Source organism: Pseudoduganella albidiflava, from assembly GCF_004322755.1.
Lineage (GTDB): Bacteria > Pseudomonadota > Gammaproteobacteria > Burkholderiales > Burkholderiaceae_D > Rugamonas > Rugamonas albidiflava.
The window spans coordinates 5,446,483-5,471,273 of the sequence record NZ_CP036401.1 but is presented as its reverse complement, the minus strand read 5'-3'; the positions used below and the strand labels follow the sequence as shown (position 1 = coordinate 5,471,273).

General features: G+C 65.5%; 17 protein-coding genes. 6 read left to right on the top strand and 11 right to left on the bottom strand.

The genetic code is table 11. The features are described from left to right. Positions 1-5 precede the first annotated feature (5 nt). From EYF70_RS22750 to EYF70_RS22740, 3 genes are read right to left on the bottom strand one after another with little or no spacing between them, the layout of a single operon-like run. Complete coding sequence (locus tag EYF70_RS22750) at positions 6-1,556, bottom strand: sugar ABC transporter ATP-binding protein (RefSeq protein WP_131147431.1); 1,551 nt, start codon at positions 1,554-1,556, stop codon at positions 6-8. Between the two features lie 3 nt (positions 1,557-1,559). Beyond that, complete coding sequence (gene rhaS, locus EYF70_RS22745; RefSeq protein ID WP_131149285.1) at positions 1,560-2,546, bottom strand: rhamnose ABC transporter substrate-binding protein; 987 nt, start codon at positions 2,544-2,546, stop codon at positions 1,560-1,562. A gap of 53 nt (positions 2,547-2,599) precedes the next feature. Next, positions 2,600-3,466, bottom strand: a complete 867-nt coding sequence (locus tag EYF70_RS22740) for a DeoR/GlpR family DNA-binding transcription regulator (RefSeq protein WP_131147430.1) — start codon at positions 3,464-3,466, stop codon at positions 2,600-2,602. A 316-nt stretch (positions 3,467-3,782) separates the two neighbouring features. Here EYF70_RS22740 and EYF70_RS22735 point away from each other — a divergent pair, with 316 nt between their 5' ends. The 5 genes from EYF70_RS22735 (at position 3,783) to EYF70_RS22715 (ending at position 10,576) form a co-directional block, all read left to right on the top strand. Next, positions 3,783-5,882: a bifunctional rhamnulose-1-phosphate aldolase/short-chain dehydrogenase gene (locus tag EYF70_RS22735; protein WP_131147429.1), complete on the top strand. Its 2,100-nt coding sequence runs from the start codon at positions 3,783-3,785 to the stop codon at positions 5,880-5,882. Positions 5,883-5,990: 108 nt separating this feature from the next. Further along, complete coding sequence (rhaI, locus tag EYF70_RS22730; protein WP_131147428.1) at positions 5,991-7,307, top strand: L-rhamnose catabolism isomerase; 1,317 nt, start codon at positions 5,991-5,993, stop codon at positions 7,305-7,307. Between the two features lie 216 nt (positions 7,308-7,523). Then, complete coding sequence (locus EYF70_RS22725) at positions 7,524-8,969, top strand: glycoside hydrolase family 28 protein (RefSeq protein WP_165497773.1); 1,446 nt, start codon at positions 7,524-7,526, stop codon at positions 8,967-8,969. Between the two features lie 32 nt (positions 8,970-9,001). Then, positions 9,002-10,216, top strand: a complete 1,215-nt coding sequence (locus EYF70_RS22720; RefSeq protein ID WP_131147427.1) for a glycoside hydrolase family 88/105 protein — start codon at positions 9,002-9,004, stop codon at positions 10,214-10,216. Between the two features lie 24 nt (positions 10,217-10,240). Then, positions 10,241-10,576: an L-rhamnose mutarotase gene (locus tag EYF70_RS22715; RefSeq protein ID WP_218943715.1), complete on the top strand. Its 336-nt coding sequence runs from the start codon at positions 10,241-10,243 to the stop codon at positions 10,574-10,576. A gap of 144 nt (positions 10,577-10,720) precedes the next feature. Here the strand turns inward: EYF70_RS22715 and EYF70_RS22710 are convergent, their stop codons facing one another. The 3 genes from EYF70_RS22710 to EYF70_RS22700 form a co-directional block, all read right to left on the bottom strand. Beyond that, positions 10,721-11,353, bottom strand: coding sequence for a helix-turn-helix transcriptional regulator (locus tag EYF70_RS22710; RefSeq protein ID WP_131147426.1), 633 nt, complete (start codon positions 11,351-11,353; stop codon positions 10,721-10,723). Positions 11,354-11,406: 53 nt separating this feature from the next. Then, positions 11,407-12,288, bottom strand: a complete 882-nt coding sequence (locus EYF70_RS22705) for an alpha/beta hydrolase (protein WP_131147425.1) — start codon at positions 12,286-12,288, stop codon at positions 11,407-11,409. Positions 12,289-12,594: 306 nt separating this feature from the next. After that, on the bottom strand, positions 12,595-13,938 hold the full coding sequence (locus EYF70_RS22700) for a TolB-like translocation protein (RefSeq protein WP_131147424.1): 1,344 nt from the start codon (positions 13,936-13,938) through the stop codon (positions 12,595-12,597). A gap of 121 nt (positions 13,939-14,059) precedes the next feature. Here EYF70_RS22700 and EYF70_RS22695 point away from each other — a divergent pair, with 121 nt between their 5' ends. Beyond that, positions 14,060-15,751, top strand: coding sequence for a GDSL-type esterase/lipase family protein (locus EYF70_RS22695; protein WP_131147423.1), 1,692 nt, complete (start codon positions 14,060-14,062; stop codon positions 15,749-15,751). Positions 15,752-15,897: 146 nt separating this feature from the next. Here EYF70_RS22695 and EYF70_RS22690 read toward each other — a convergent pair whose 3' ends face one another. The 5 genes from EYF70_RS22690 to EYF70_RS22670 form a co-directional block, all read right to left on the bottom strand. Further along, positions 15,898-17,868: a rhamnogalacturonan lyase gene (locus tag EYF70_RS22690; protein ID WP_229420514.1), complete on the bottom strand. Its 1,971-nt coding sequence runs from the start codon at positions 17,866-17,868 to the stop codon at positions 15,898-15,900. Between the two features lie 114 nt (positions 17,869-17,982). Beyond that, positions 17,983-19,410, bottom strand: a complete 1,428-nt coding sequence (locus tag EYF70_RS22685; protein WP_229420513.1) for a glycoside hydrolase family 88/105 protein — start codon at positions 19,408-19,410, stop codon at positions 17,983-17,985. 361 nt (positions 19,411-19,771) lie between these two features. Then, the gene (locus EYF70_RS22680; RefSeq protein ID WP_165497772.1) at positions 19,772-22,186 is read right to left on the bottom strand and encodes an outer membrane beta-barrel family protein; all 2,415 of its coding nucleotides are present in this window, start codon (positions 22,184-22,186) and stop codon (positions 19,772-19,774) included. Between the two features lie 345 nt (positions 22,187-22,531). Then, positions 22,532-23,488 carry a glycoside hydrolase family 43 protein gene (locus EYF70_RS22675; protein ID WP_131147421.1) on the bottom strand — a complete coding sequence of 319 codons (957 nt, stop codon included), beginning with the start codon at positions 23,486-23,488 and terminating at the stop codon, positions 22,532-22,534. After that, on the bottom strand, positions 23,485-24,783 hold the full coding sequence (locus EYF70_RS22670) for a rhamnogalacturonan acetylesterase (RefSeq protein ID WP_131147420.1): 1,299 nt from the start codon (positions 24,781-24,783) through the stop codon (positions 23,485-23,487). The genes EYF70_RS22675 and EYF70_RS22670 overlap by 4 nt, the downstream gene beginning before the upstream one ends. Positions 24,784-24,791 lie beyond the last annotated feature (8 nt).

Genomic DNA, 24,791 nt, shown 5'->3' with positions numbered 1-24,791 from the left:
TGCTTTCACGCCGCTTCCTCCAGCACGGCGCCCGAGGCGGCCGCGCAAACATTCTCCGGTGTCGCCTCGCCGCGCGCATACACGCGCTCGACGCGGCCCTGGTGCATCACCACGATGCGGTCCGACAGCCCCAGCACTTCCGGCAGTTCGGACGAGACGAGGATCACCGACAGGCCCTGCTGCACCAGTTCGCCGACGAAGCGGTGCACCGCCGCCTTCGAGCCGATGTCGATGCCCTTGGTCGGTTCATCGAGGATGATCACTTTCGGATTGGTGGCCAGCCACTTGCCCAGCACGACCTTCTGCTGGTTGCCGCCGGAAAGTTCGGACACGTTCTGGCGCAGGTGGTGCGCCTTCAGTTCCAGCTGCTCGCTGTACAGCCGCGCCACCCCCAGCGACTCGCGTTTGGCTTTCCCGCCGCGCAGGAACCAGCCCATCTTGTCCAGGATCGGCAGCGTGATGTTGTGCAGGATCGGCATCGTCAGGTGCGCGCCCTGGTGCTGGCGGTCTTCCGGCACGTAGGCGATGCCGTGCGCGATGCCCTCGGCGGCGCAGCCGATCTTGACTTCCTTGCCGTCGATGAGCACCGTGCCGCGCGATGGTTTCGTCAGCCCGAACAGGGCCTGCATCACTTCCGAGCGGCCGGCGCCCACCAGGCCGTAGAAGCCCAGGATCTCGCCCTTCTTCAGCGAGAAGGAGACGTCGTCGAATTCGGTGGGATGGCAGAAATTCCTTACTTCGAGCAGCGTGGCGCCCGGCGTCACGTCCGCCTTCGGATACGCCTGCGTCACGGCGCGGCCCACCATCAGCGACACCAGTTCGCCTTCGGTGATGTCGGCCAGCACGCCTTCGGTGATGTAGTGGCCATCGCGCAGCACCGTGTAGCGGTCCGCCACGGCGTAGATCTCGTCGAACTTGTGGGTGATGAAGATGATGGCCGTGCCGGCCGCCTTCAACTGATTGATGATGCGGTACAGCTCACCGATCTCGCGCTGCGACAGCGCGGCGGTCGGCTCGTCGAGGATCACCACGCGGGCATCCTGCGACAGGGCGCGGGCGATCTCGACGAAGTGGCGCTGCGCCACCGACAGGTCTTTCACCTTCGTGCGCACAGGTAGCGGTACCTCGAGCCGCGCGAACAGCTGCTCGGCCTCGCGTTCGATGCGGCCCCAGTCGATGCGGCCACCCTTTTGCGGCTGGCGGCCCACGTAGATGTTCTCGGCCACGGTCAGCTCGTCGAACATCACGCTTTCCTGGTGCACCGCCGTGATCCCGGCATGCATCGCATCCTGCGCGTTGGCGAACTGCACGCGCTGGCCATTGAGCGTGATGGTGCCTTCGTCCGGCTGGTAGATGCCGGTCAGCGTCTTCACCAGGGTGGACTTGCCCGCGCCGTTCTCGCCCAGCAGGGCCATGACTTCGCCGGCGCGCACCGTGAGTGCCATTTTATTGAGCGCGGTGATGCCGCCGAAGCGCTTGCAGATGCCCTCGAGGCGCAGCACGGCCTCGCCCGCCGGGATGGCACTCCCGGCAGGTGTGTTCGTTGTCTGTTGCATGGCTTAGAAGATCTTGGCGAATTTGTCGACGTTGTCGCGGTTGTACGTGAACGGTTCGGCCATCGCGGCCTCGCCTTTCGCGTCGATCGCGATATTGCCCATCCGGCCCGCGGCGAACTTGCCGCCCGCCTTGGCATCGGGCGCGCCCTTGACGAAGTCATACGCGGCATAGGTGGCCGCGTAGCCCAGGTCGATCGGATTCCAGATCGCGAATTCCTTCACGGCGCCGCTCTTCACGTGGCCGGCCATCTCGGAGGGCAGGCCCAGGCCCGTGACGAACACCTTGCCGACCACGTTCTCGTCGACCACGGCCTTCGATGCCGCCACGATACCGACCGTGGTCGGCGCGATGATCGCCTTCAGGTTCGGGTAGCTGCGCAGCAGGCCGATCGCCTCGCGGTAGCTCTTGTCGGACTGGTCGTCGCCATAGGTGGTGGCCACCAGCTTGAGCTTGGAGAATTCGGGCGTGGCCAACTGCGACTTCATCACGTCGATCCAGATATTCTGGTTGGTGGCCTGCGCCGAAGCGGACAGGATCGCGATCTCGCCGGCGCCGCCAATCGAGCCGGCCGCCATCTGCAGCTGCTTGCGGGCGATCAGTTCGGCGTTGGAAGGATTCAGCTGCATCAGCCGGCCTTCCTGCGCCAGGCCGCTGTCGAACGACACCACCTTGATGCCGCGCTGCATGGCCTTCTTGGCGATCGGCACCAGCGCATTCGGATCGTTGGCGGAAATCACGATCGCATCGACCTTCTGGCTGATCAGCGAGTTGACGATTTCGATCTGCCCTTCGGCCGACGGCGTGGTCGGGCCGGTGTAGATGATTTCCACGTCCTTCAGCTGGCCGGCAGCTTCCTTGGCGCCCGTGTGGGCCGCATCGAAGAAGCCGTTGCCCAGGCTTTTCACGACCATCGCAATGCGGATTTTTTCACCATTCGCGCCACCGGCACCGGCGGCGGCGTTGTCGCTCTTCTGGCCGCAGCCCGTCATGCAGGCCGCGCTGACCGCGGCGGCCAGCGCCGCGTAGATAAAAGTCTTGCGTTTCAATGTGCAGCCTCCGGATGGAACAGCGATGATGCGGGGAAGTCGTAGCCGTGCGAGAACTGCAGCGACGCCACCTGGGTCGGCACGGGCTCCGGCTGCACGGTCACGACTTTCACGCCGGACTGCTCGAGCAGCTGGACGGCGGCATCCGACGCATTGGTATCGGTGATCACGCACGACACCCGATCGAGGCCGCACAGGATCAGGCCGGCCTTCTTGGCGAACTTGGAGCTGTCCGCCAGCACGATCAGTTCCTCGGCCTGGCCGATCAGGCGCTTCTCGGCCTGGATCAGCAGCGGGTCCGCTTCCATCAGGCCCAGCAGCGACAGGCCATACACGCTCATGAACATCTTCGCCGCGTAGTGGTGCTGCGTGATGTCGTTGTCGAACGGCGAAAGAATCACGTTCTGCTCACGGTACACCTTGCCGCCCGGGAGGATCACTTCGTTTTCCGACGACAGCAGCAGGCGCTCGGCCATCAGGAACGAGTTGGTGAGGATCTTCAGGTGCTTGTCGACCAGGAAGTCCGCCATCATGAACGTGGTGGTGCCGCCGTTGATGACGATGGTTTCGCCTTCCTCGCACATGCCGGCCGCGTAGCGGGCAATGGCGCGCTTGCGGTCGGCAAAGCACTGGATGTTGTGTTCGAAGGTTTCGCTCGTGAGCGTGAGGTTGCGCTTCTTCTGCGCCAGGTTCGCCGCGCCGCCGCGGGTGCGGGTCAGCAGGTTGCGCGCGGCCAGCCAGCTGATGTCGCGGCGCACGGTGGCGGGGGAAGCGCTCAGCCATTCGACCAGCTGGGGAACGCTGGCATTCTGGTGCTCGGCGAGCAGTTTGAGCAAACGTTTACGGCGCTTGTGATTCACCATGTTTCCGTCTCCTTGTCGTGATCCTACTTCGCGGCGGATGCCGGGAGTGGTCTATTTATTAAGGGCAAGCCTAAACCCATTCAAAGTGACCGGTCAATCATCCTGCGCTCAAATGTATGATTTTTTCCAAAATGCCTTGTCACGTTCTGATCATTTCGCTCAAGTAAATGATTAATTCATTCTTGGTCACGATGTTGATCGCTTGTGCATTGACACCCCCGAGGGCTCTGATTTCTACTGACTCCGCTTGCTTGACCGGCCGGAAAATGAGCGGAAACGGGGGCAAAACCGAATGCAAATCAACGATGGAGACCACATGAACCAACCGAAGCAGAAACAGCCCATCACGTCGCTGTGGGATGACGCGAAGGCCGCAACGATGAGCGAACCGGAGCTGCTGCTGTACCGCTCCAATTTGCTGGGCTCGGACCTGCGCATCACCAACTTCGGCGGCGGCAACACATCGGCCAAGGTGATGATGGAAGACCCGCTGACGGGTGAACAAGTCGAGGTACTGTGGGTCAAGGGCTCGGGCGGCGACCTGGGCAGCATCAAACTGGATGGCTTCTCGACGCTGTACCTGGACAAGCTGCATGCGCTGAAGAAGCGCTACCGCGGCCTGGAGCACGAAGATGAAATGGTCGGCTACCTGCCGCACGCCACGTTCAACCTGAACCCGCGCGCCGCATCGATCGATACGCCGCTGCATGCCTACATCAACAAGAAGCATGTCGACCACATGCACCCGGATTCCGTGATCGCGATCGCCGCGACCGCCAACAGCCGCGCGCTGACGGAAAAGATCTTCGAAGGCGTGCTGGGCTGGCTGCCATGGAAGCGCCCCGGCTTCGACCTGGGCCTGGACCTGGAAAAACTGTCGACCGAACAGCCGCAGCTGAAAGGCATCATCCTGGAAGGCCACGGCCTGTTCACCTGGGGCGACACCGCCAAGGAAGCCTACGAAACCACGCTGGCGATCATCAAGCGCGCCGAGGAATGGCTGGAAGCGAATATCGCGCAACCGGTGTTCGGCGGCCAGAAGCACCAGTCCCTGCCGCCGGCCGAGCGCGCCGCGTTCGCCGCGAAACTGATGCCCCTGCTGCGCGGCAAGATCAGCAAGACCGAATACAAGCTGGGCCACTTCGAGGATTCCGACACGATCCTGGAATTCGTCAACAGCGCCGACCTGGCACCGCTGGCGGCGCTGGGCACCTCGTGCCCGGACCACTTCCTGCGCACCAAGATCCGCCCGTTCGTGGTCGACTTCGACCCGACCAAGCCGGACTTCGATGCCGTGGCCGCCGGCCTGGACGACGCGCTGGAAGCCTACCGCGCCGACTACACCGCGTACTACAACCGCTGCAAGCGCGACAACTCGCCAGCGGTGCGTGACGCCAACCCGATCATCTACCTGATCCCGGGCGTGGGCATGCTGTCGTTCGCGAAGGACAAGGCCACCGCGCGCATCGCCGGCGAGTTCTATGTCAACGCGATCAACGTGATGCGCGGCGCGAACGGCGTCGACAAGTATGTCGGCCTGCCGGAGCAGGAAGCGTTCGACATCGAATACTGGCTGCTGGAAGAAGCAAAGCTGCAGCGCATGCCGAAGCCGAAATCGCTGGCCGGCCGCATCGCGGTCGTCACCGGCGGCGCCGGCGGCATCGGCCAGGCGGTGGCGAAGCAGCTGCTGTCCGAAGGCGCCTGCGTGCTGCTGACCGACATCGACGGCGGCGCGCTGGAAGAGGCGAAAAGCTCGCTGGCCAAGGTGGCCGGCAAGGACAACGTGGCCACGATCACCGGCAATATCACCAGCGAAGAGCAGGTGGAAGCCGTGTTCACCGAGTCGGCGCTGCGCTTCGGCGGTGTCGACCTGCTGATCTCGAACGCCGGCATCGCTTCCTCGGCACCGCTGGAAGACACCACGCTGGAAGTGTGGGACCGCAACCAGGACATCCTGGTAAAAGGCTACTTCCTGGCCAGCCGCGCCGCCTTCCGCATGATGAAGACGCAGAAGCTGGGCGGTTCGATGGTGTTCGTCGCCTCGAAGAACGGCCTGGTCGCCTCGGCCGGCGCATCGGCCTACTGCACCGCGAAAGCCGCCGAGATCCACCTGGCGCGCTGCGTGGCGCTGGAAGGCGCACCGCTGGGCATCCGCGTCAACGTGGTCAACCCGGACGCCGTGATCAAGGGCTCGAAGATCTGGGACGGCAAGTGGAAGCAGGAACGCGCCCAGTCGAACAAGATCGAGGCGGACGACGTGGAAGCCTTCTACCGCGACCGCAGCATGCTGAAGCGCTCGGTGCTGCCGGAAGATATCGCCGAAGCCGTGTACTTCCTGTCCAGCGACAAGGCCGCGAAGAGCACCGGCAACGTGCTGAACGTGGATGCCGGCAACGCCGGTGCGTTCACGCGCTGATCGCTGTTCAGCCGACGCATCCAGCAGACGCATTTAGCAAGATAATACCAATAGCCAAACGCAAGCCGCCGCGCCCCGTCGCGGCGGCGGTACTTGAAGGAGACGAACATGACCGACATTAAGAATCCCGTGATCGACGCTAATATGGTGGCCGAGCACAACGCGCAGCAGCAGGCGGACCTGCAGGCGGACTACGACGCGCTGGGCGGCATGCTGGCGCGCCGCGGCGTCGACATCGAGAAGCTGACGGCGCTGGCCGGCACCTTCGCCGTGGCCGTGCCGAGCTGGGGCGCCGGTACCGGCGGCACCCGCTTCGCCCGCTTCCCGGGCCGCGGCGAACCGCGCAACGTGTTCGAGAAGATGGAAGACTGCGCCGTGATCAACCAGCTGACGCGCGCCACGCCGGCCGTGTCGCTGCACTTCCCGTGGGACCGCACCGACGACCCGGCAGCGCTGAAGGAAATCGCCGACGGCTATGGCCTGGGCTTTGACGCCGTGAATTCGAACACCTTCCAGGACCAGCAGGGCCAGGACCACACCTACAAGTACGGCAGCCTGTCCGCGCAATCGGGTGCGGCGCGCGCGCAAGCCGTGCAGCACAACATCGACTGCATCGAACTGGGCCAGAAGCTGGGCTCGAAGGCGCTGACCGTGTGGGTGGGCGACGGTGCCAACTTCCCCGGCCAGAACAACCTGCGCGGCTCGCTGGAGCGCTACCTGGACAGCATGCGCGACATCTACGGCGCGCTGCCGGCCGACTGGAACGTGTTCATCGAGCATAAACTGTTCGAGCCGGCGTTCTACGCCACCGTGATCGCCGACTGGGGCACCAGCTTCGCCTGCGCCACGGAACTGGGCCCGAAGGCGAAATGCCTGGTCGACCTGGGACACCACGCGCCGAACACGAACATCGAGATGATCGTGGCGCGCCTGGCGCAGTTCGGCAAACTGGGCGGCTTCCACTTCAACGACAGCAAGTACGGCGACGACGACCTGGATTCCGGCTCGATCAACCCGTTCCAGCTGTTCCTGGTGTTCAACGAGCTGGCTGACGCGGCGGAACGCGCGAAGAGCGGCGCCACGGACTTCAACCCGGCCTACATGCTGGACCAGTCGCACAACGTGACCGATCCGATCGAAAGCCTGATGTCGTCCGCCGTGGAAGTGCAGCGTGCCTTCGTGCAGGCCGCGCTGGTGGACCGCAACGCGCTGCGCGGTTTCCAGGAATCGAACGACGTGCTGAACGCCGCGCAAACGCTGAAGAAAGCCTACCGTACCGACGTGTCGGCGATCCTCGCAATGGCCCGCGTGCGTGCCGGCGGTGCCGCCGACCCGGTCGCCGCGTACCGCTCTTCCGGCTACCGGGACGGCGCCGCCGAGCGGCGCCCGGCCAAGGCCGGCGCCAGCAGCAGCGGGATCGTTTAAGCCTTGACGTTCATGCCTGCCCACGCTTCGGCCGTGGGCGGGCTTTTGCACGTCCGGATGGTGGATTACGGTACCAGGAGCCTGCGCGCCGACAGCGCATGCGTTCACCCCAGAAGCGAAAGGCTGGGGTCAGACCCGCCGGGTCTGACCCCGGATTTTGCACTTGGGTCTGGCATGCAATCCGCCTCCTTGCCATAAAAACACAGGAGGAGACCCATGATTCACTGGCTACGCGCGCTCGCAGCACTCATGCTGTCCGCCGCGTTCAGCATGATGTCCAATGCAACCCACGCCGCTGATTTCAGCGTCGCCAAATACGGCGCGAAACCCGACGGCAAGACCATGAACACGAAGGCCATCCAGGCCGCCATCGATGCCGCGGCGAAGCAGGGCGGCACCGTCACATTCCCCGCCGGTACCTACCTGACCGGCTCGATCTTCGTGAAGAGCAATGTCACGCTGAAGGTCGGCAAGGGCGTCACGCTGCTGGGATCGCAAAACATCAAGGATTACCCGGTGCTGCCCACCCGCATCGCCGGCATCGAGATGAAATGGCCGGCGGCGCTAGTCAACGTCTACCAGCAAACCAACGCGAAGATCGAAGGCGAAGGCACCATCGATGGCGACGGCAAGGTGTTCTGGGACAGCTACTGGACCTTGCGCAAGCAGTACGAGCCGCGCGGCCTGCGCTGGGCTTCCGACTACGATGCGCAGCGCCCGCGCCTGATCCAGGTATTCGACTCGAAGGACGTCAAGCTGGGCGGCGGCCTGCTGCTCAAGCGCGCCGGCTTCTGGACCGTGCACATCTGCTACTCGGAAGGCGTGACCGTCGACGGCGTCATCATCCGCAACAACCAGGATGGCCTGGGCCCGTCCACCGACGGCATCGACATCGATTCCTCGAAGAAGATCCTGGTGCAGAACGCCGATATCGACGTCAACGACGACGCCCTGTGCATGAAGGCCGGCCGCGATTCGGATGGCCTGCGCGTGGCGCGCCGCACGGAAGACGTGGTGGTGCGCGACTCGATCGTCCGCTCCGGCGCGGCTGGTTTCACGTTCGGCAGCGAGACCTCGGGCGGCTTCCGCAACGTCGAGGCCTACAACATCACGGTGCTCGACAAGGTACCGGTCGGCATCCTGTTCAAGTCGGCCCACACGCGCGGCGGCTTCGGCGAGAACATCCGCCTGCATGACTTCACGATGAAGGGCACGCCCGTGGTGCTGCGCGTGACGATGAACTGGAACCCCAGCTACAGCTACGCGAAGATCCCTGACGACGTGAAGGACGTGCCGCCGTACTGGAAGGTGCTGGCCACGCAGGTGCCGAAGGAGCAGGGCATGACCCAGTTGCGCGACGTGCAGATCTGGAACATCACGGCGACCGGTGCGAAGACCGCCTTCGAAGTGGACAGCTACAAGGAAAAGCCGGCCACGCGCTTCACGCTGAAGAACCTGGATATCCAGGCCGAGCAGGGTGGCCACATCTACGATATCGCCGACTGGACATTCGAGAACGCGAAGCTGGCGCTGGGCAAGCCAGTCGAGCTGGAAGACGGCCGGGCCGTGCGCGGCCTCGCCGCAGGCAGCTTCGTCGTGCAGCCTCGCCCGATCAAGGAAGACCCCTCCAAGAAGAGCTTTGAAGAACAGGACAAGTCATGAAACAACGCATGAATCGACTCATGAAGCAACCCATGAAGCAACGCCTTGGCACGCTGGCCGTTGCCGTTCTGACCCTGTGCGCCAGCAGCGCGCTGTATGCCCAGTCGCCGAAGGTCGACTATCCGCAGCCGACCGCCGCGATGCAGGCGATCATCGACAAGGATATCCGCCGCAAGTTCGGCGACGCGCCGGAGGATGCCGGCCCGCTGGCCAAGGACCTGTCGCCGGCCATCACGAAGAAGGATATCGACAAGGTGCTGCGCAAGGTGGCCGACTGGCAGCTGCGCCGCACCATGGAATACACCGACCAGATCTGGACCGCCAGCGTCACCTATGCCGGTTTCATGGATGCGTCGAAGGCGACCGGCGATCCGAAATACCGCGATGCGATGCTGAAGCTGGCCAAGGGCTTCGACTGGTCGCTGCGTGCCGGCCAGTACCCGAACGCGGACGACATCAGCATCGGCCAGATGTACCTGGAGCTGTACCTGCAGGAGCCCAGCCCGGAGAAGATCGCCACGCTGAAGAAGTACCTGGACGTGCTGATCGACCTGGATACGCTGCGCCCGAACGATCCGCGCCTGCCGTGGTGGTGGTGCGACGCGCTGTTCATGGCGCCGCCCGTGTGGCTGAAGATGGCGCAGGCCACCGGCGAGCAGCGCTACGCCGACTACGTGCATGAACAGTGGAAGAAAACCTACGACCTGCTGTACGACAAGGAAGAACACCTGTTCGCCCGCGACACGGCTTACGAGGACCCGAACAAGCGCGAGCCGAACGGCAAGAAGATCTTCTGGTCGCGCGGCGAAGGCTGGGTGATGGCCGGCCTGGCCAAGGTGCTGGAACTGACTCCGAAGGATGATCCGAACCGGCAGTTCTATGTGCAGCAGTTGCAGGAGATGTCGGCCAAGCTGGCCTCCATCCAGGACGAGAACGGCGAATGGCATGCCGGCCTGCTCGATCCGCAGGCGTGGCCGCTGGCGGAAACGTCGGGTGCGGCGATGTTCATCCACGGCATGGCCTATGGCGTGAACAACGGCTACCTGGACGAGAAGACCTACCGCCCCGTGATCGAGAAAGCGTGGACGGCGCTGGTGACGAAGCACATCTACGCGGACGGGCGCCTGGGCGGCATCCAGCAGACCGGCGCCGAGCCGGCTCACTACCGGCCGGCGTCGAGCTACAACTATGGCGTGGGCGGCTTCATGCAGGCTGCCGCCGAACTGAAGAAGATGGCGACCAAATGACGGGATTCAAATGACAGGATTCAAATGACGGGATTTACTACGAAAGCCTTCAAGATGCAGCTGAAACCCGGCGTCGTGGAAGAGTACAAGCGCCGGCACGACGAACTGTGGCCCGACCTGGCCGCGGCGCTCGATGGCGCCGGCATCTTCGATTACTCCATCTTCCTCGACGAGGACACGCTGTCGCTGTTCGCCGTGCTGAAGGTTCGCGACGGCGCGCCGATCGCGGAGCTGCCGCTGCAGCCGGTGATGAAGCGGTGGTGGGACTACATGGCGGAGTTGATGGAGGTGGAACCTGGCAATCGACCCAAGGAGTGGGCGCTGCCGCAGCTGTTCCACTTTGCGGGACGCTCGGTGTGATACGCCTGCCGATTGCTGGCCCATGCTTTCGCCCCAACTGCAAAACCAGGGGTCAGACCCGACGGGTCTGACCCCGGCCCTTCGCTGTTGGGGTAAACGCATGCTCCGTCGGCTTGCAGGCGAGATGAATGCCGTTCGCGCCGCCTACTTCACGTCGTTGTAGGCGGTCGCCCGCGAAATCCCCAGATGCGCGGCCGCGATCTCCATCGCCCGCCGCACTTCGAGAAAACCGGCAGCCTTCAGCTCTCGCATCAGTGCGCGCCGGTCCTCGGCCTTCAGCAGTTGCGGCGACGCCGCCAGGCCGGCCGCGTACTGGTCGATGCGGCGGCGGATCGCCTCGGCATTGGCCGGGTCCAGCGATTCCTGGAAGGGCGCCGCACCGGTGGCGGCGAACTGCTGCAACGCGTTCTGCATCGAGCGGAACAGCGACATGTCCACGTTCAGGCACAGCGCTGCGACATAGTTGCCCTGCGCATCCCTGATCCCGATCGACGTGCTCTTGGCCGGCCGGCCATCGGCGAACCGGTTGGCGTAGTTGGCCACCACCTGCGGATACGCGCTGTCCGCGATGCGTGCCAGCCCCAGTTCGGTGGCCGGATCGCCGGGCGCCCGGCCGGACAGGTTGTTGTGGATGGCGAGGATCGCGTGGTCCGGGTCGCGCAGGTCGTGCACGACCACTTCGCAAAAGGGCGCGAAGGTTTGCGCCAGGCCTGCGGCGATCTGGTCGAGCTGGGCGACCAGCGCGGCGGCGTCGGATTCACTGGGAGACTTGGACATGCCTGACATTGTATCCGCTGGCCGCCGGCTCACCGGCGGCATACTTCGGCCGCTTACTTGGCCGCCGGCGCGGCCGGTGTCAGCAGCCCGCGGGCGCGCAGCCATTCCTCGGCGCGGCGCGGCCATTGCGAGGCGTTGCCCAGGCCGTCGCGCATGCCCATGCCGTGCGAACCCTTCTCGAACAGGTACATCTCGGCCGGCACCTTGTGCTTCGTGAGCGCCTGGTAGAACAGGATACTGTTCTCGACCGGCACCGTGGCATCGGCCTGGGTGTGGATCAGCAGGGTAGGGGGCGTTTGCGCCGTGACCTGGCGGTCGACGGACAGCAGCTGCAACAGCTCGGGCGACGGACTGGCGCCCAACAGTGCCTTGCGCGAACCGATGTGCGCGGCCGGCGCTCCTTCCATTGCGATCACCGGATACATCAGCACGAGGAAATCGGGGCGGGCGCTCACCTTGTCCAGCTCCGCGCCGGTGCGGCCGGCCGGGTTGTCGAACAGCGTGCCGGCGCTGGCGGCGAGGTGGCCGCCGGCCGAACTGCCCATCACGCCGATGCGGTTCGGGTCGATGCCGAATTCCGCCGCGCGCGAACGGAGCAGGCGCACCGCGCGCAGCACGTCCTGCAGCGGGGCGGGGTGGCCGAATTCCTGCATCCGGTAGTTCAGCACGAATGTCGTCACGCCCAGGGTGCTGAGCCAGTTGGCATACTGGGTCCCTTCGCGGTCGACCGCCTGGCGCACGTAGCCGCCGCCCGGCGCCACGATGATGGCCGTGCCGTTCGGCCGGTCGACGGCGGGGCCGACCAGCGTGAGGGTGGGGTTCGACGTGTTCTGGATATAGCCCTTGCCGTTCTGCTCGGGGCCGATATCCTTCATGCCGGGCACCCCTTCGGGCCACAGGGGGAAGACGGTGGGGGCGGAGTATGCGGACGACATGGACATGGCAAGCAGGATCGGAACGACGAATTTTTTCATGACGGGGGAAGTGTAATGATCAAGAAGGTATTGTGCACGGGACTGCTGGCTTTGTGTGTTCCGGCTGGCGCGGCCGAACCACCCGCCAGAAGCTGCAGCACAGCCGAGCCCGTGTCATGGGGTCAGGCACGCTGACACGAGCTGAACGGGACAATAATGCCGAGCCCGTGTCACGGGGTCAGGCACGCTGACACGGGCTGAACGGGACAATAATGCCGAGCCCGTGTCATGGGGTCAGGCACGCTGACACGGACTCGGCAGTAAAGTTCACTTCCGCTTCAGCCAATCCTCCGGCACCGGCACCACCACGATATTCATCGCCTTGCCGTCGGCCGACAGCATGGCCGACTGGATCTGGATCTTCGTGCCGTCGGCATTAAAGGTGGGGTGGGGATGGTCGGCCGCGGTGTCCTTGTGGCCGGTGGTGAGCAGCTTCATCTCGCGCGTCTTGCGGTCGATTAGCCACAGCGAGCGGGAGAAATCGTCGCCGACGGCGAAGCGGCCGTCGGGGGACCCGTGCACGTGCCACAAGCCGCTGCCGGACGGCGTCTGGCCGGCGATCGTCATCTCGCGGGTGCGCAGGTTGACGATGGCCAGGCCGGTCGGCTTTTCGCGCGTGCCGGCATCGCCCCATGCGGCATCCTGCCCGGGGTTCGCGCCGTAGACGCCCGTCGCCGGCGCCGCGACACCGCCGCCGCCATCCTTCACCGGCCGGTGGCCCATCAGCGCCATCGCCACTTCATCCTTGCTGATCACCGCCTCGTGCGTCACCCATTCGTACGGCGCTTCCGGGTACAGCGGGCGCAGGCCGGTGCCGTCCGAACGGACGGTCCAGGTGCGCTGCGGTGACTTGCCCCCGGTCTCCCAGCAGAACACGATCTCGCCCGGATTCCACAGGTTGGCCTGGATATGCCCGATCTGGAAGCCGACCGATACCACGTGCCGGATTTCGCCTGTCTTCACGTTCATCCGTGCGATGCCGTTCGGCCCTGCGCCCATATTGCGCGGGCCGAAGTTAGCCTCGATCTTCGCGCCCGCCGGCAGGTGCTTCGCCGCCGCGTTGCGGCCCACGCGGAAGTACACCCATTCCTCGTCGGCGTCGAGCGCCATGTCGCCGCCTGCTTCCAGCTCGGCCGAAGTGGTGCCGGCGATGCGCTGGTACTCGGCGGCCGGCTTCATCTTGCCGGCGGCGCTGTCGCGGAACACGGCCGCCAGGTCCACCTCCACGATCTGCAGCACGCCTTTGTCGGAGCCCTGCCGCATGAAGAGCAGCTTCATCGACTTCTGCGCCAGGTTCAGCATGCCCGTGTAGCCGCCTTCCGTTACCTGCACCAGGTCGCCGGTGGTTTCGTTGACGGCCATCGCCTCGCCCTTGACACGGTTCGAGCGGAACACCAGCCACTTGCCGTCCGAGGTCCATTGCGGATGCGTCGGATAGATCTTCGAATCTCCCTGCGGCGTGCTGGTAAGGAAGGTCAGCATGGTCCCCGTCACCGGGTCCTTGACGACCTTGCGTTCGGACGGAAAGCGCTGGCCGATGCCGGCATGGGCGGCGGTGCTGAAGCAGAGCGCCACGCACACGGCGGCGCGCAGCAGGGAGGAGGTGTTCATGTGTGTGCCCCGGATCGAAAGGGCCGATTGTGCGCTTGTTCGCTGCGGGGCTTTACTCATCTTCCTGATCGTTTGAAAGGCTGCCGGGCTGCCGCGAAAACCGCTGCCGTAGAATGAGTCCATGAAACGCTACCTCCAATCCCTCTTCCTTTTCCTGCTCTTCCAGTCAGTCGTCCATGCCCAGGCGCCCCTGCCGCCAGCCGCGAATACCGATCCGGCCAAGGCACAAGTCGTGCTGCCGGAACCGGCCAATCCCGCCTTGCCATCGTTAATCCTGATCGGCGATTCCACGGTGCGCAACGGCCACGACGACGGGCAGGGCAAGGGTCCGGCCGGCCAGTGGGGCTGGGGCAACCCGATCGCGAACTACGTCGACACATCGAAGATCAACGTCGTCAACCGCGCCGTCGGCGGCCTGTCGAGCCGCACCTACGTGACCAGCGGCCATTGGCAGCGCACGCTCGCGCTGGTCAAGCGGGGCGACGTGGTGCTGATGCAGTTCGGGCACAACGACGCCAGCGCCATCAACGACACCAGCCGCGCGCGCGGCACGATCCGCGGCACCGGCAACGAGACCGAGGAAATCGACAACCTGCTGACGAAACGGCGCGAGACAGTGCGCAGCTACGGCTGGTACCTGGGTGACTACATCGCCCAGATCCGCGCGAAGGGCGCGACGCCGGTCGTCGTGTCGCTGATTCCCCGCAAGCGCTGGGACGACCACGGCAAAGTGCTCCGCAACGCCGGCGATTACGCGGGCTGGGCGAAGGAAGTGGCGCGCCGCGAGAACGCCGGCTTCATCGACCTGAACGAACTGGCGGCACGCCGCTACGACCAGATCGGCCGCGATGAAGTGATGAAGCTGTTCCCCCAGGTGGCGCCGGACGAAACGGTGCACACCAACTGGGCCGGTGCCGACCTGAACGCGCGGATCGTCGTCGGTGGCATCAAGGCGCTGGGCCTGCAGCCGCTGGTCGGCGCATTGAACGAACGGGGCAAGGCCATTCCTGCCAGCCCCGCCAGCGAGGATGAGCGCCCGGTCGTCGATGCAAAGTCCGTGAAGGCCGAGCAGGCCGCGAACACCGCGCTGCCCACGCTGCACCTGGTCGGCGATTCCACCGTGAAGAGCGGCGGTGCGGGCGGCCATGTGGGCTGGGGCGAGCGCATCGCGCCGTATTTCGACACCGGAAAGGTGAACGTCGTCAACCATGCCATCGGCGGCCGCAGCAGCCGCACCTTCTTCACCGAAGGGCGCTGGAACAGGGTGCTGGAGCAGCTGAAGGCCGGCGACGTGGTGCTGATCCAGTTCGGCCACAACGATGGCGGCAGGATCGGCGACCCGGCCATGAAAGGCCGCGCCTCCGGCCCCGGCACCGGCCCGGAAACCGTGGAAGACAAAAAGCCCGACGGCACGGTGGAGCAGGTGCACACCTTCGGCTGGTACATGGCGCGCTACGTGCAGGATGCGAAAGCAAAGGGCGCGACGGTGGTGCTGCTGTCGCCGGTCCCGCACCGCGACGCCTGGCAGGACCGCCGCGACTTCGAGAACTTCGCCCAGTGGGACCGCGAAGTCGCGCAGCGCCACGGCGCCCGGTTCGCCGACCTGACGATGGCGATCACCGACGGCTACCGGCGCGCCGGCGCCAGCATCGTCGACACGTATTTTTCCGATGCGCGCACGCATACCAACGATGCCGGCGCCGCGTTCAACGCGCAGCGCGTGGTCGCCGCGTTGAAGGGCCTGCCGGGTGGGCTGGTGGATCAATGGCTGTCGGCACAGGGGCGAGCAGCCGGTATTGCAGAAAACCGGTGACAGGCTCCATTTGTTTTTGAAACATTTCTAGGATATCGGAGCCTTGTCACAGTCTTTGTGCGTGTCAGTAGCGCATGCTTCAACCCAGATGCAAGACCAGGGGTCAGACCCGGCGGGTCTGACCCCGGCAGTTTGCTTTTGGGGTGCTATTTTGCTTTCGGCATCCCCTCGCCGATGTAGTACGAGGGCCAGGGCGGCTGGTTGTAGGCGGTGTTCTGCCAGGCGATGGCGGCGCGGTATTGCGGGTCGTGCATCAGCGTGGTCAATTTGTGCGTGGTGGGGATGTCCGTCGAGTAGATGCGCAGGCTGTTGTTGTCGGCGGCGCGCCAGATGACCTCCTCGCGCCAGTCGCCGAACAGGTCCGCCGACAGCGCGGGATTGGCCTTGGTGCCGTTGTTCGAAGCGGCGCCTTCCGCATCGAGCAGCAGGTCGGACTGGCTGCTTTGCCAGTTCCACTTGAAGACCCTGGTACCGTCCAGCAGTTCGCGCTGCAGGTCGCCGTCCCACCACACCATGAAGTTCGCTTGCTGCGGGCGCGCCGGCGCGATCACGTTGCCCTTTGCATCGAACAGGTTCGGCGAGGCGAACGACCACGCCTCGTCGCCCGGGAAGCGGGGATCGATGTCGCCGGCCGCGCCGCGGCCCGTGTCCTTGGTGGCCGGGGTGGACCACAGCACTTCGCCGCTGCGCGCATCGACCATCGCCGCGCCGCGGCCCTGCGCCATCGCCATGTTCTCGTGCACGCCCCACTTTTCCAGGCCGGGCCGGGCCGGATCCAGGTCGCCCACGTGCATCGCATCGCCATGGCCCATCCCGGTGGTCCACAGCGGCTTGCCGTCGTCGTCCAGCGCCATCGCGCCGTACAGGATTTCATGCCGGCCGTCGCCATCCAGGTCGGCCACGCTGAGCTGGTGGTTGCCCTGGCCCGAATAGCCCTTCGGCACGCCGGCCGCCTCCGAATCGAAGTACCAGCGCTGTTTCAGCTTGCCGCCCGCGAAATCGACGGCGGCGATCGTGGTGCGCGCATAGTAGCCGCGCGCGAAGATGGCGCTCGGGCGCTTGCCGTCCAGCCAGGCCGTGCCGGCCAGGTAGCGGTCGGAGCGATTGGCGTAGGCATCGCCCCAGCGCGCTTTCAGTTCGTCGCCGGACGGGTTGTCGCCGTCCTCGCCCCGATTCGATGGATACGGGATGGTGTCCAGCACGCGCCCGGTGGCACCCTCGAACACGGACAGGTATTCAGGGCCCTTCAGGATGCGGCCCATGAAGCCGGCCATCAGCTTGCCGTCGTCGGTGCGGCGCGCGCCGGTGCGGTCGGTCTGCTCGATTTCACCGCTGCCGCTCACCCAGTTGGCGCGCGCGTCGCCGATCACCTTGCCGGCGCCGTCGAGCGTGCCGTCGGCGGTCTTGACGACCAGTTCGGCCTTGCCATCGCCATCGTAGTCGGCCACCTGGAATTGCGTGTAGTGCGCGCCGGCGCGGATGTTCGGGCCCAGGTTCACGCGCCACAGCAGCGTGCCGTCGAGCCGGTAGGCGTCCAGCAGCACGTTGCCGGTGAAGCCCGCGCAGCAGTTGTCCTTCGATTCGCTCGGGTCCCATTTCAGCACGATCTCGTAGCGGCCATCGCCATCGAGGTCGGCCACCGAGGCATCGTTGGCGTTGTAGGTGTATGCCTTGTCGTCCGCGGTGGTACCGCCGGCCGGGCGCTGCAGCGGAACGGTCAGGTAGCCATCGATGGCAAGCGCCTTGCTCGCCGCGCCCTCCGCGCCGTTGCGTACTTCGCGCACTTCATAGCCGCCCGCGCCAGCGGCCTTGTCGTTGAAGTTGGTGGACGTGGCGATGGGTTCCGCGTTCAGCTTCGTGCCATCGCGGTAGACGTTGAAGGCCAGGCCCGGCGCATCGCTCGCCAGGGCGCGCCAGCTCACCAGCGTGCCGGCCTTGCCGCGCACGGCCACGGCGCCGCGGTCGAGTTTTTCCAGCTGCATGGCGGTTTTCGCCGGCGCCATCGCGGTGGCGATCGTTGCCGCTTCAGGGTGGGCGGCCAGTTTTCCCGTGCCGCAGCCGGCGGCCATCGCCGCCAGCGCGACGGCGGCCGCGCAGCGTGTCATCGTTGTCTTCACTGATCTGTCTCCTGCGAGATGAAAGCGGCCGCGGTCCCTCGGAGGGAGCGCAGCCGCATGGTCGTCGAGCGCCGAATGCCGGACGCTTATGGCTTATGGCTCAGGGCTCAAGGTTCAGGGTTGCTGGCCCTGGTACATGAAGCCGCTGTCGTTCAGGCCGAACTTGAATTTCCTGTTCATGTCGATGATCTCGGCGCCGGCCAGCAGCAGCGGGCCGTAGCCATGCGCGGCGCGCGTGCTGGTCGGGCGGTAGTAATAGAACGCCGGGTCGAACGCCATGCCGGTCCCCACGCAGATGCCTTCGATCTCGCCCTTGGCGTTGACCTTCGAGGCCACCGCGTTCCAGGCCAGGTTGGCCATCGGGCCGTACATTTCCTTGTCCAGGTAGCCCCGGTTCACGCCGCGCGCGATCGCATACGCATAGATCGCCGTGGCCGACGTTTCCAGGTACGAGTCGTTACGGTCGATCAGCTGGTGCCACAGGCCGTCCTTGTGCTGGAACTTGGCCAGGCCCTTGGCGTGCGCGCGCAGCTGGGTTTCCACCGCCTTGTAGCCCTTGTGGTTCTTCGGCAGCACTTCCAGCACTTCGACCATTGCCATGATGGCCCAGCCGTTGGCGCGCGCCCAGTGCAGTTCAGGATGGTCGCGCATGCCTTCCACGTAGCCGTGCATGTAGATGCCCAGCTGCGGATTGAACATGCGCTTCGAGAACTGCAGCACCTGCTTCACGGCGTCATCATAGTATTTCGTGTTGCCGGTATCCTTGCCCAGCAGCGCGATGGTCGGCACGCCCATGAACATGTCGTCCAGCCACAGCGTGTTGGTCAGCGGGCGCTGCTTGTTGCCGCCCTTGCCATCCGGGCCGCCGCGCGCCAGCGTGCCGTCCGGCAGCCGGTATTCCTTCTCGGTGACGAACTTGCCGCAGACGTCGACCATCTGGCCGTAGTTCACCGTGGAACCCATCTGCTTCGCCTTCAGGAAGCTCATGCACAGCGCGCCGGCATCGTCCAGCGCGTGCGGATTCAGGAAGCTCTTGATCGGCGCCTGCGCATTCGCCGGATCGGCCTTCACGCCGGGCAGGTAGAGGCGCGTGAGGTCGGCCAGCAGCTGGTGGCGCTTCGTGGTGTATTCGGTATAGCGCTTGTCGCCGGTGGCCGCGCCGGCGGCCAGCATGCCGGCGTACGTGACACCCCATTCATAGCTGGTCAGGCGGAAGTCGCCGGGTTTCAGCACGGCTTCCGGATCGGCCTTGTCCAGCTTCGCGATGGGCGCGCGCGAAGTCTTGTTGATCAACTCGGCCGGCGTGGTGGCATCGAGGTATGCGAACACGCGGTCCATCACGGCCTTCACTTCGGCCGTTTCCATCGCGCGGTACGGGTTCGGGTATTTCACGACGAGCGCGTGCAGCATCGCATCCGCGGCGGCCGGGCCTTTTTCCTGCGGCGGCGGGGCTTCCTGCGCCATCAGTTGCAGGGAAGTGCAGGCGAGCAGCGTGCCGATCAACAGCCGGCCAGCCTTCATCTTGAACGGGGTCTTCTTCACTTGAACAAATGTCTCCGAGGTTAATGGTGGCCGCGCTTGCGATCCATGGTGACAGTAGCCGATATGAAGGGACGGTGCAATGCGGTGAGCGCCGCGGGGCGCTATTGCTCGCATTGTTGATTGGAGAGGGAGAGGGCGTGTTCAGAGGGACTTGGGGGCAATCCCCCGGCGGCGCATGCATTCACCCCGACAGCGAAGGGCTGGGGTCAGACCCCCGTTACCGCCAACGGCAAGCACTGTCGGTAGCGGCGATGGGGGTCTGACCCCGGAATGTGCGTTCGGGGTAGGCTTATCCAAGCGGCATCAGGGGCAGACTCCGGCTGCGCATCGGTGATACGCAACCCCGCGAACAGCCTGGTGCCTACATGCCCGGGCCGAAGCCGCCAGGGGCGAAGCCGCCCGGGCCGGGGCCGCGCGGGCCGTCGCCCTGCGGGCCGCGGAACATGCCGGGATTGTTGCGCAAACCCGGGTCGCCGGACACGCCGCCGAACCGGTAGCTGAGGGCGACGGTCAGCATGCGGCCCTGCTGTTCGCTGTAGCTGACCTGGCGCACGGTGTCGGACACCTGCGTGAACTGGTTCACGTTGCTGTCGAAGACGTCGCGCAGGCTGGTGCGCAGCGACCACTCGCGCGACAGGTTCCAGCTCCACGACAGGTGTACCTGCCAGTTCGGTTCCGTCTCGAACAGGCCGTTCAGCGCGCGGCCCGTGTAGTTGCCGTTCACCTGGAACTGGTGGTCCGGGATGCCGGAATACTGGGCCCGCAACTGCACGGTCGGGGTGTTCTGCGTGCGCTCCGCTTCCACCGAGTAGCGCGCGCCGTCTTCGTTGGTCAGCGTGGCCAGGTAGGACTGGGCGATGCGCCGGAAGCCCAGCGTGGCGCCCAGGTTCACTTCGCGCGACGGGCGGCCCTGCAGGTTCAGGCTGACGCCGTCGTTGGTGCGCGCCCCGAAGTTCACCGATTCGCTGATCACGGCCGTGCTTCCCGGCACCGGCGTGAGGAAGCGGCCCAGCAGCGGGCTGTCCTTCTCGCGGTACACCGACAGGTTGGTGTTCAGCCACGTCAGCCAGGTGTCGGTGTATTTCAGCTCGTACTTGTCGTTCTTCGTGGGCGCCAGGCGCGGGTCGCCCTGCGTATAGTTCTGGTCATCCACGTATTGCAGGTTCGGATTGATGTCGTTCAGCGTTGGCCGGCTGATGCGCCGCGCATAGCCGCCCGTCAGCGAGGCGCCCCGTTCGCCCCAGCCGTACTGCACGTGCAGGCTGGGCAGCAGCTCCTTCGTCGCGTCGCTGGCCGAGTTGTTCTGGTTGATGTAGTCGATGTGGCGGTCCACGCGCTCGTAGCGCAGGCCCGGCAGCACGGCCCAGTTCTCGTCGATCCGGAAGTTCGGCGACACGTAGACGGCATAGGTACGCTCGGTATAGCGGAAGGCGCTGGCACGGTTCTCGTCGATCACCTCCTCGCCGGTCAGCGAATCGATGTTGAAGTAATCGGCGTCGGACTGGCCCGTGGAACGGCCCAGTTTCACGCCGGTCTTCAGGTTGAACATGGGCGAGATGCGCTTCTGGTAGTCGACACTGAACTCCGTCAGGCGATTGCGCGTGTCGTTGCCGTTGGTGCTTTCCGGGCGCGCGCCGGACGGTGGCGCGATCACATAGGTGTTGCGGTTGCGGCTGTCGGCATCGGACAGGTTGCCCGAGGTGCGCAGTTCGGCGTTCAGCTTCTCGGTGGCGCTGTACTTGCGCTCGTAGCCAAGCGCCAGCTCGTAGACGGTGCGCTCGTTGTCGCGGTCGACGGCGCGCCGGTACTCTTCATAGGGCGTGGTGCCGCCGTGATAGGTGCGGTAGTACTCGTTCGACACCGTCTCGTTTTCCACGTGGTTGAACTTCATCGCGGCACTGACCCGGTCCGTTTCGCCGATGTTGTAGCCGACCGAGGGATTGAAGGTCACTATGGTCGACGGCGCGCGGCTGTCGTTCTCGCGGCGCGTCGTCCAGACCGCGTTGCCCACGTCCGTTTCCGTTTCGGACCAGCCGGTGCGCTCGTTCACGTTGCGCATCACGCCGGCCTGCCCTTCGACCTGGAGGCGGCCGTTGTTGTAGCTGCCGGAAGCGAAGCTGCCATAGCGGCCGTTCGGTCCCGCGTTCACGGAAACCTGACCCTGCGAGCCCTGTGGCCGCACGCGGCGCGTGACGAGGTTCAGGATCGGCCCGCTGCCGCCCTCGGAGCCGAATTCCGCGCCCGGCGTGGTGATCACTTCGATGGACTCCAGCGCTTCGGCCGGATAGCTGTTCAGCGCATCGCCGGCGGTCTGGCCGGAGAACATGGCCGAGCGCTTGCCGTTGACGAAGATCTGCGCGTTCTGGTTGCCGCGGATGGCGACCTTGCCGTCCTGGTCGACGGTGACGTTCGGCACGTTGGCGATCACGTCCGCCGCCGATGCGTTCGGCGTCACGACTTCGGCCTTCACGTCATAGGTCGAACGGTCGATCTGCTCGGCGGGACGTTCGGCCACCACGGTCACGGTCTGCATCTGGGTAGTGCCCGGCTGCTGCGTGCTGTCCTCCGGCTTCTTCGCGGCGTCGTCCGGCTTGCCGCCGATGGTTGACGTGGCGGCAGGCGTGGCGGGTGCGGCAGCTGGCTTTGTCACGGCAGGCGTGGCGGCGGGGGCGGCGGCCGGTGCCTGCTGCGCCTGGGCCAGGCCGAGCTGCCCGACGAGGGCACCGAGCAGCAGGGCGGGGAGGGGGCGCAGTGCGGGACGTTTCGATGGATTCATTGCGTGACGACGGTTGTTGATATTGTGGGCCGGATTGTACCCGCCGCACCCGTTGCCATTATTTCCACCGCAAGTCGTTAAGTAACATAGTGTGAACCGGCGTAAATGCAGGTAAAGCCGGATCAGGCGGTAGTGCCGTTTAAGCCCACCCCAGTTGCAAATTCCGGGGTCAGACCGCCGGGGCTTAGCCGGGGTTTCAAGGAGCATTGCTCCTTGCCGGCTAAGCGGTGCTGGCTTGCAAGCCAGCACTCCACCCTGACCCCAGCCCTTCGCTGTTGGAGTGAATGCATGCGCTTTCAACGCGTTGGTAACGCTTATTCAAGCGGCACTAGGATCAGGCGGCGCTCAATTGGCCGCGCGCAGCTTCGCCAGCGTGGCTTCCGGCACCTGGATCACGGTGCCATGCCGCATGCGCACCGGCGTGCCTTCGTCCGGGAAGTGCATCCGGCCGGTCACGTTTTCCCACGTCTTCATGTCGCGCGAGCGCAGCGCGCCGTAGTGCTTCGTCGTGTACGCGTCGAAGTACATGATGACTTCCTGGCCGGCCTGGATCGCCGTCGGGCCTTCGACCCACAGGCCGGCCGGCGTGATGGGGCCGGACAGCGGCTTGAACGGCCCGCGCAGGTCCGGCGCCTCGGCCACCTGCAGGTACTTGCGCGGCGGCTTCACGGTTTCATCCTTCACCACCAGGTAATCCTTGCCATTGGCGCGCACGAAGGTGGCGTCGATGACGGAAAAGCCCGGGTCGTAGAACAGCCGCGTGGGCGCGAAGCTCGTGAAATCCTTCGTGGTGGTGTAGTACATGCGGTGGTTGTACTTCTGCTCGGAGGAGCCGGCCGTTTCGGTGAACTTGCCCGGCACGGTCGAGGCCCAGAAGATCAGGAATTCGCCGCGCTTGTCGTCGTACACGATTTCCGGCGCCCACGAGTTCAGCACGCCCGGCTCGTGCGCCATCACCGGCAATTCCTTCTGCTCCGACCAGGTGATCAGGTCTTTCGACGAGGCGTAGCCGATGTTGTTCTCGTTCCAGCCCGACGTCCATACCATGTGGTACGTGCCATCCGGACCGCGCACGATGCACGGGTCGCGCATCAGCCTCGACTTGCCGACCTTCGGCGCGAGGAAGCTCTTGCCGCCGGCAACCTTGTCCCACTTGTAGGCATCGGTGCTGGCGGCGAAGTGCAGGCCATCCTCGCCGTTCTTCGTGAAGTAGGCGAACAGGTAGCCATCGGCGGCCAGGGCCGGCAGGGCGCAGGAGAATATAGGGGTGGCGATAGCGGTGGCGAGCAGTTTGCGGATCATCGGTTGGCCTCGTCGCCCAGCGGGCGTTCGTTGGTGTAGCGGGGGCTGGCCGGCACGGCGAACTTGTCGAACGGGTCGGGACGCGCGGGATCGAACGCGAAACCATCCACGATCTGCGACGCCACCGGCAGCTGCGCATCGCGCAGGCCGCTGGCGACGGCCTTGGCCAGCAGGTAGGCACCGTAGTTGCTGTGGTGCGTGTTGTCGATCTGCCCGTCCTTGGTGGCGAAGGCCGGCTTCGAACCTTCCACGCCGAGTGCGCCGTAGAGCACCTTGCTGGTGGCGTTCAGGTCGATGTACGGCACGCCCAGTTCCCCGGCGGACTGGCGCGCGGCGGCGGCGTAGTCGGCCAGCGTCGATTCCGGCTTGCCGTCGGCATCGAAACGGCGGCGCTCCATCGACGACACCACGACGGGCAAGCCGCCCGCGGCACGCACCATCTCCACGTGCTGGCGCAGCTCCGCCTTGTAAGTCGTGAACGGCCCGCCGCTGCCGGCCTTGATCTGTTTCTGGTCGTTGTGGCCGAACTGCAGCACCACCACGTCGCCGGGGCGCACCTGCGACACGATCTTGTCGATGCGGCGGCGCGCCAGCGAATCGCGGAACGTCTCGCCCGATTGCGCATGGTTGGCGACGGCCACGCCGGGCTTGAAGAAGCGCGTCAGCATCTGGCCCCAGCTGGCATACGGTTCGCCCGGCTGGTCGCTGACGGTGGAGTCGCCCAGCAGGAAGATGGTGGGTACCTGCACCGGCTTGATGTCCACCTTGTCGACACCGCCGTGGATTTCCAGCGTCAGCCGCCGGTCCCAGTTCCACGCTTCCTGCACCGTCTCGCGTGGCGCCTTCAGGTTGACGACGCCCGGCTGCATGCCGTTCGCGGCGGCGATCTGCGGCGTGCGGGTGTTGACCACGAAGGTCCGCGTGGCCACCTGCCCGGCCGGAACGACGACGTTCTCCAGCATCAGCCGGCGCACTTCGGACTTGATGGTATGCGTGCCCGGGCCGAGCGTGACGGTGACGGCCACGTTCCCTTCCGGGACATCGGCGGAGAAGAACGTGGCAGTAGCGCCATTGGCACCCTTGTCCGCGTTGGCGTCGGCGCCCTTGGCCGCGGTGTTGTCCAGCTCATAGCCGTAGCCGCGGGCCGTGTCGTAGGCGGCGCCGGCCTGCACGGCGGTGTAGCCCGGCGCGGGCTTCGCGGTGAAATCGAAGCGCCAGCCATCGGCGGGCATGGCGGCGAAGGAGGCGGGGGCGGCCAGGGCGAGCAGCAGGGCGGCGAGCGGTTTGATCTTCATGTCGGGTC

Coding starts and splice junctions, on each gene's coding strand:
- EYF70_RS22670 (WP_131147420.1), bottom strand. CDS start 24,783: ATGAAGATCAAACCGCTCGCCGCCCTGCTGCTCGCCCTGGCCGCCCCC.
- EYF70_RS22695 (WP_131147423.1), top strand. CDS start 14,060: ATGAAACGCTACCTCCAATCCCTCTTCCTTTTCCTGCTCTTCCAGTCA.
- EYF70_RS22680 (WP_165497772.1), bottom strand. CDS start 22,186: ATGAATCCATCGAAACGTCCCGCACTGCGCCCCCTCCCCGCCCTGCTG.
- EYF70_RS22675 (WP_131147421.1), bottom strand. CDS start 23,488: ATGATCCGCAAACTGCTCGCCACCGCTATCGCCACCCCTATATTCTCC.
- EYF70_RS22750 (WP_131147431.1), bottom strand. CDS start 1,556: ATGCAACAGACAACGAACACACCTGCCGGGAGTGCCATCCCGGCGGGC.
- EYF70_RS22715 (WP_218943715.1), top strand. CDS start 10,241: ATGACGGGATTTACTACGAAAGCCTTCAAGATGCAGCTGAAACCCGGC.
- EYF70_RS22710 (WP_131147426.1), bottom strand. CDS start 11,353: ATGTCCAAGTCTCCCAGTGAATCCGACGCCGCCGCGCTGGTCGCCCAG.
- EYF70_RS22705 (WP_131147425.1), bottom strand. CDS start 12,288: ATGTCGTCCGCATACTCCGCCCCCACCGTCTTCCCCCTGTGGCCCGAA.
- EYF70_RS22735 (WP_131147429.1), top strand. CDS start 3,783: ATGAACCAACCGAAGCAGAAACAGCCCATCACGTCGCTGTGGGATGAC.
- EYF70_RS22740 (WP_131147430.1), bottom strand. CDS start 3,466: ATGGTGAATCACAAGCGCCGTAAACGTTTGCTCAAACTGCTCGCCGAG.
- EYF70_RS22725 (WP_165497773.1), top strand. CDS start 7,524: ATGATTCACTGGCTACGCGCGCTCGCAGCACTCATGCTGTCCGCCGCG.
- EYF70_RS22700 (WP_131147424.1), bottom strand. CDS start 13,938: ATGAACACCTCCTCCCTGCTGCGCGCCGCCGTGTGCGTGGCGCTCTGC.
- EYF70_RS22720 (WP_131147427.1), top strand. CDS start 9,002: ATGAAGCAACGCCTTGGCACGCTGGCCGTTGCCGTTCTGACCCTGTGC.
- rhaI (WP_131147428.1), top strand. CDS start 5,991: ATGACCGACATTAAGAATCCCGTGATCGACGCTAATATGGTGGCCGAG.
- rhaS (WP_131149285.1), bottom strand. CDS start 2,546: ATGACGGGCTGCGGCCAGAAGAGCGACAACGCCGCCGCCGGTGCCGGT.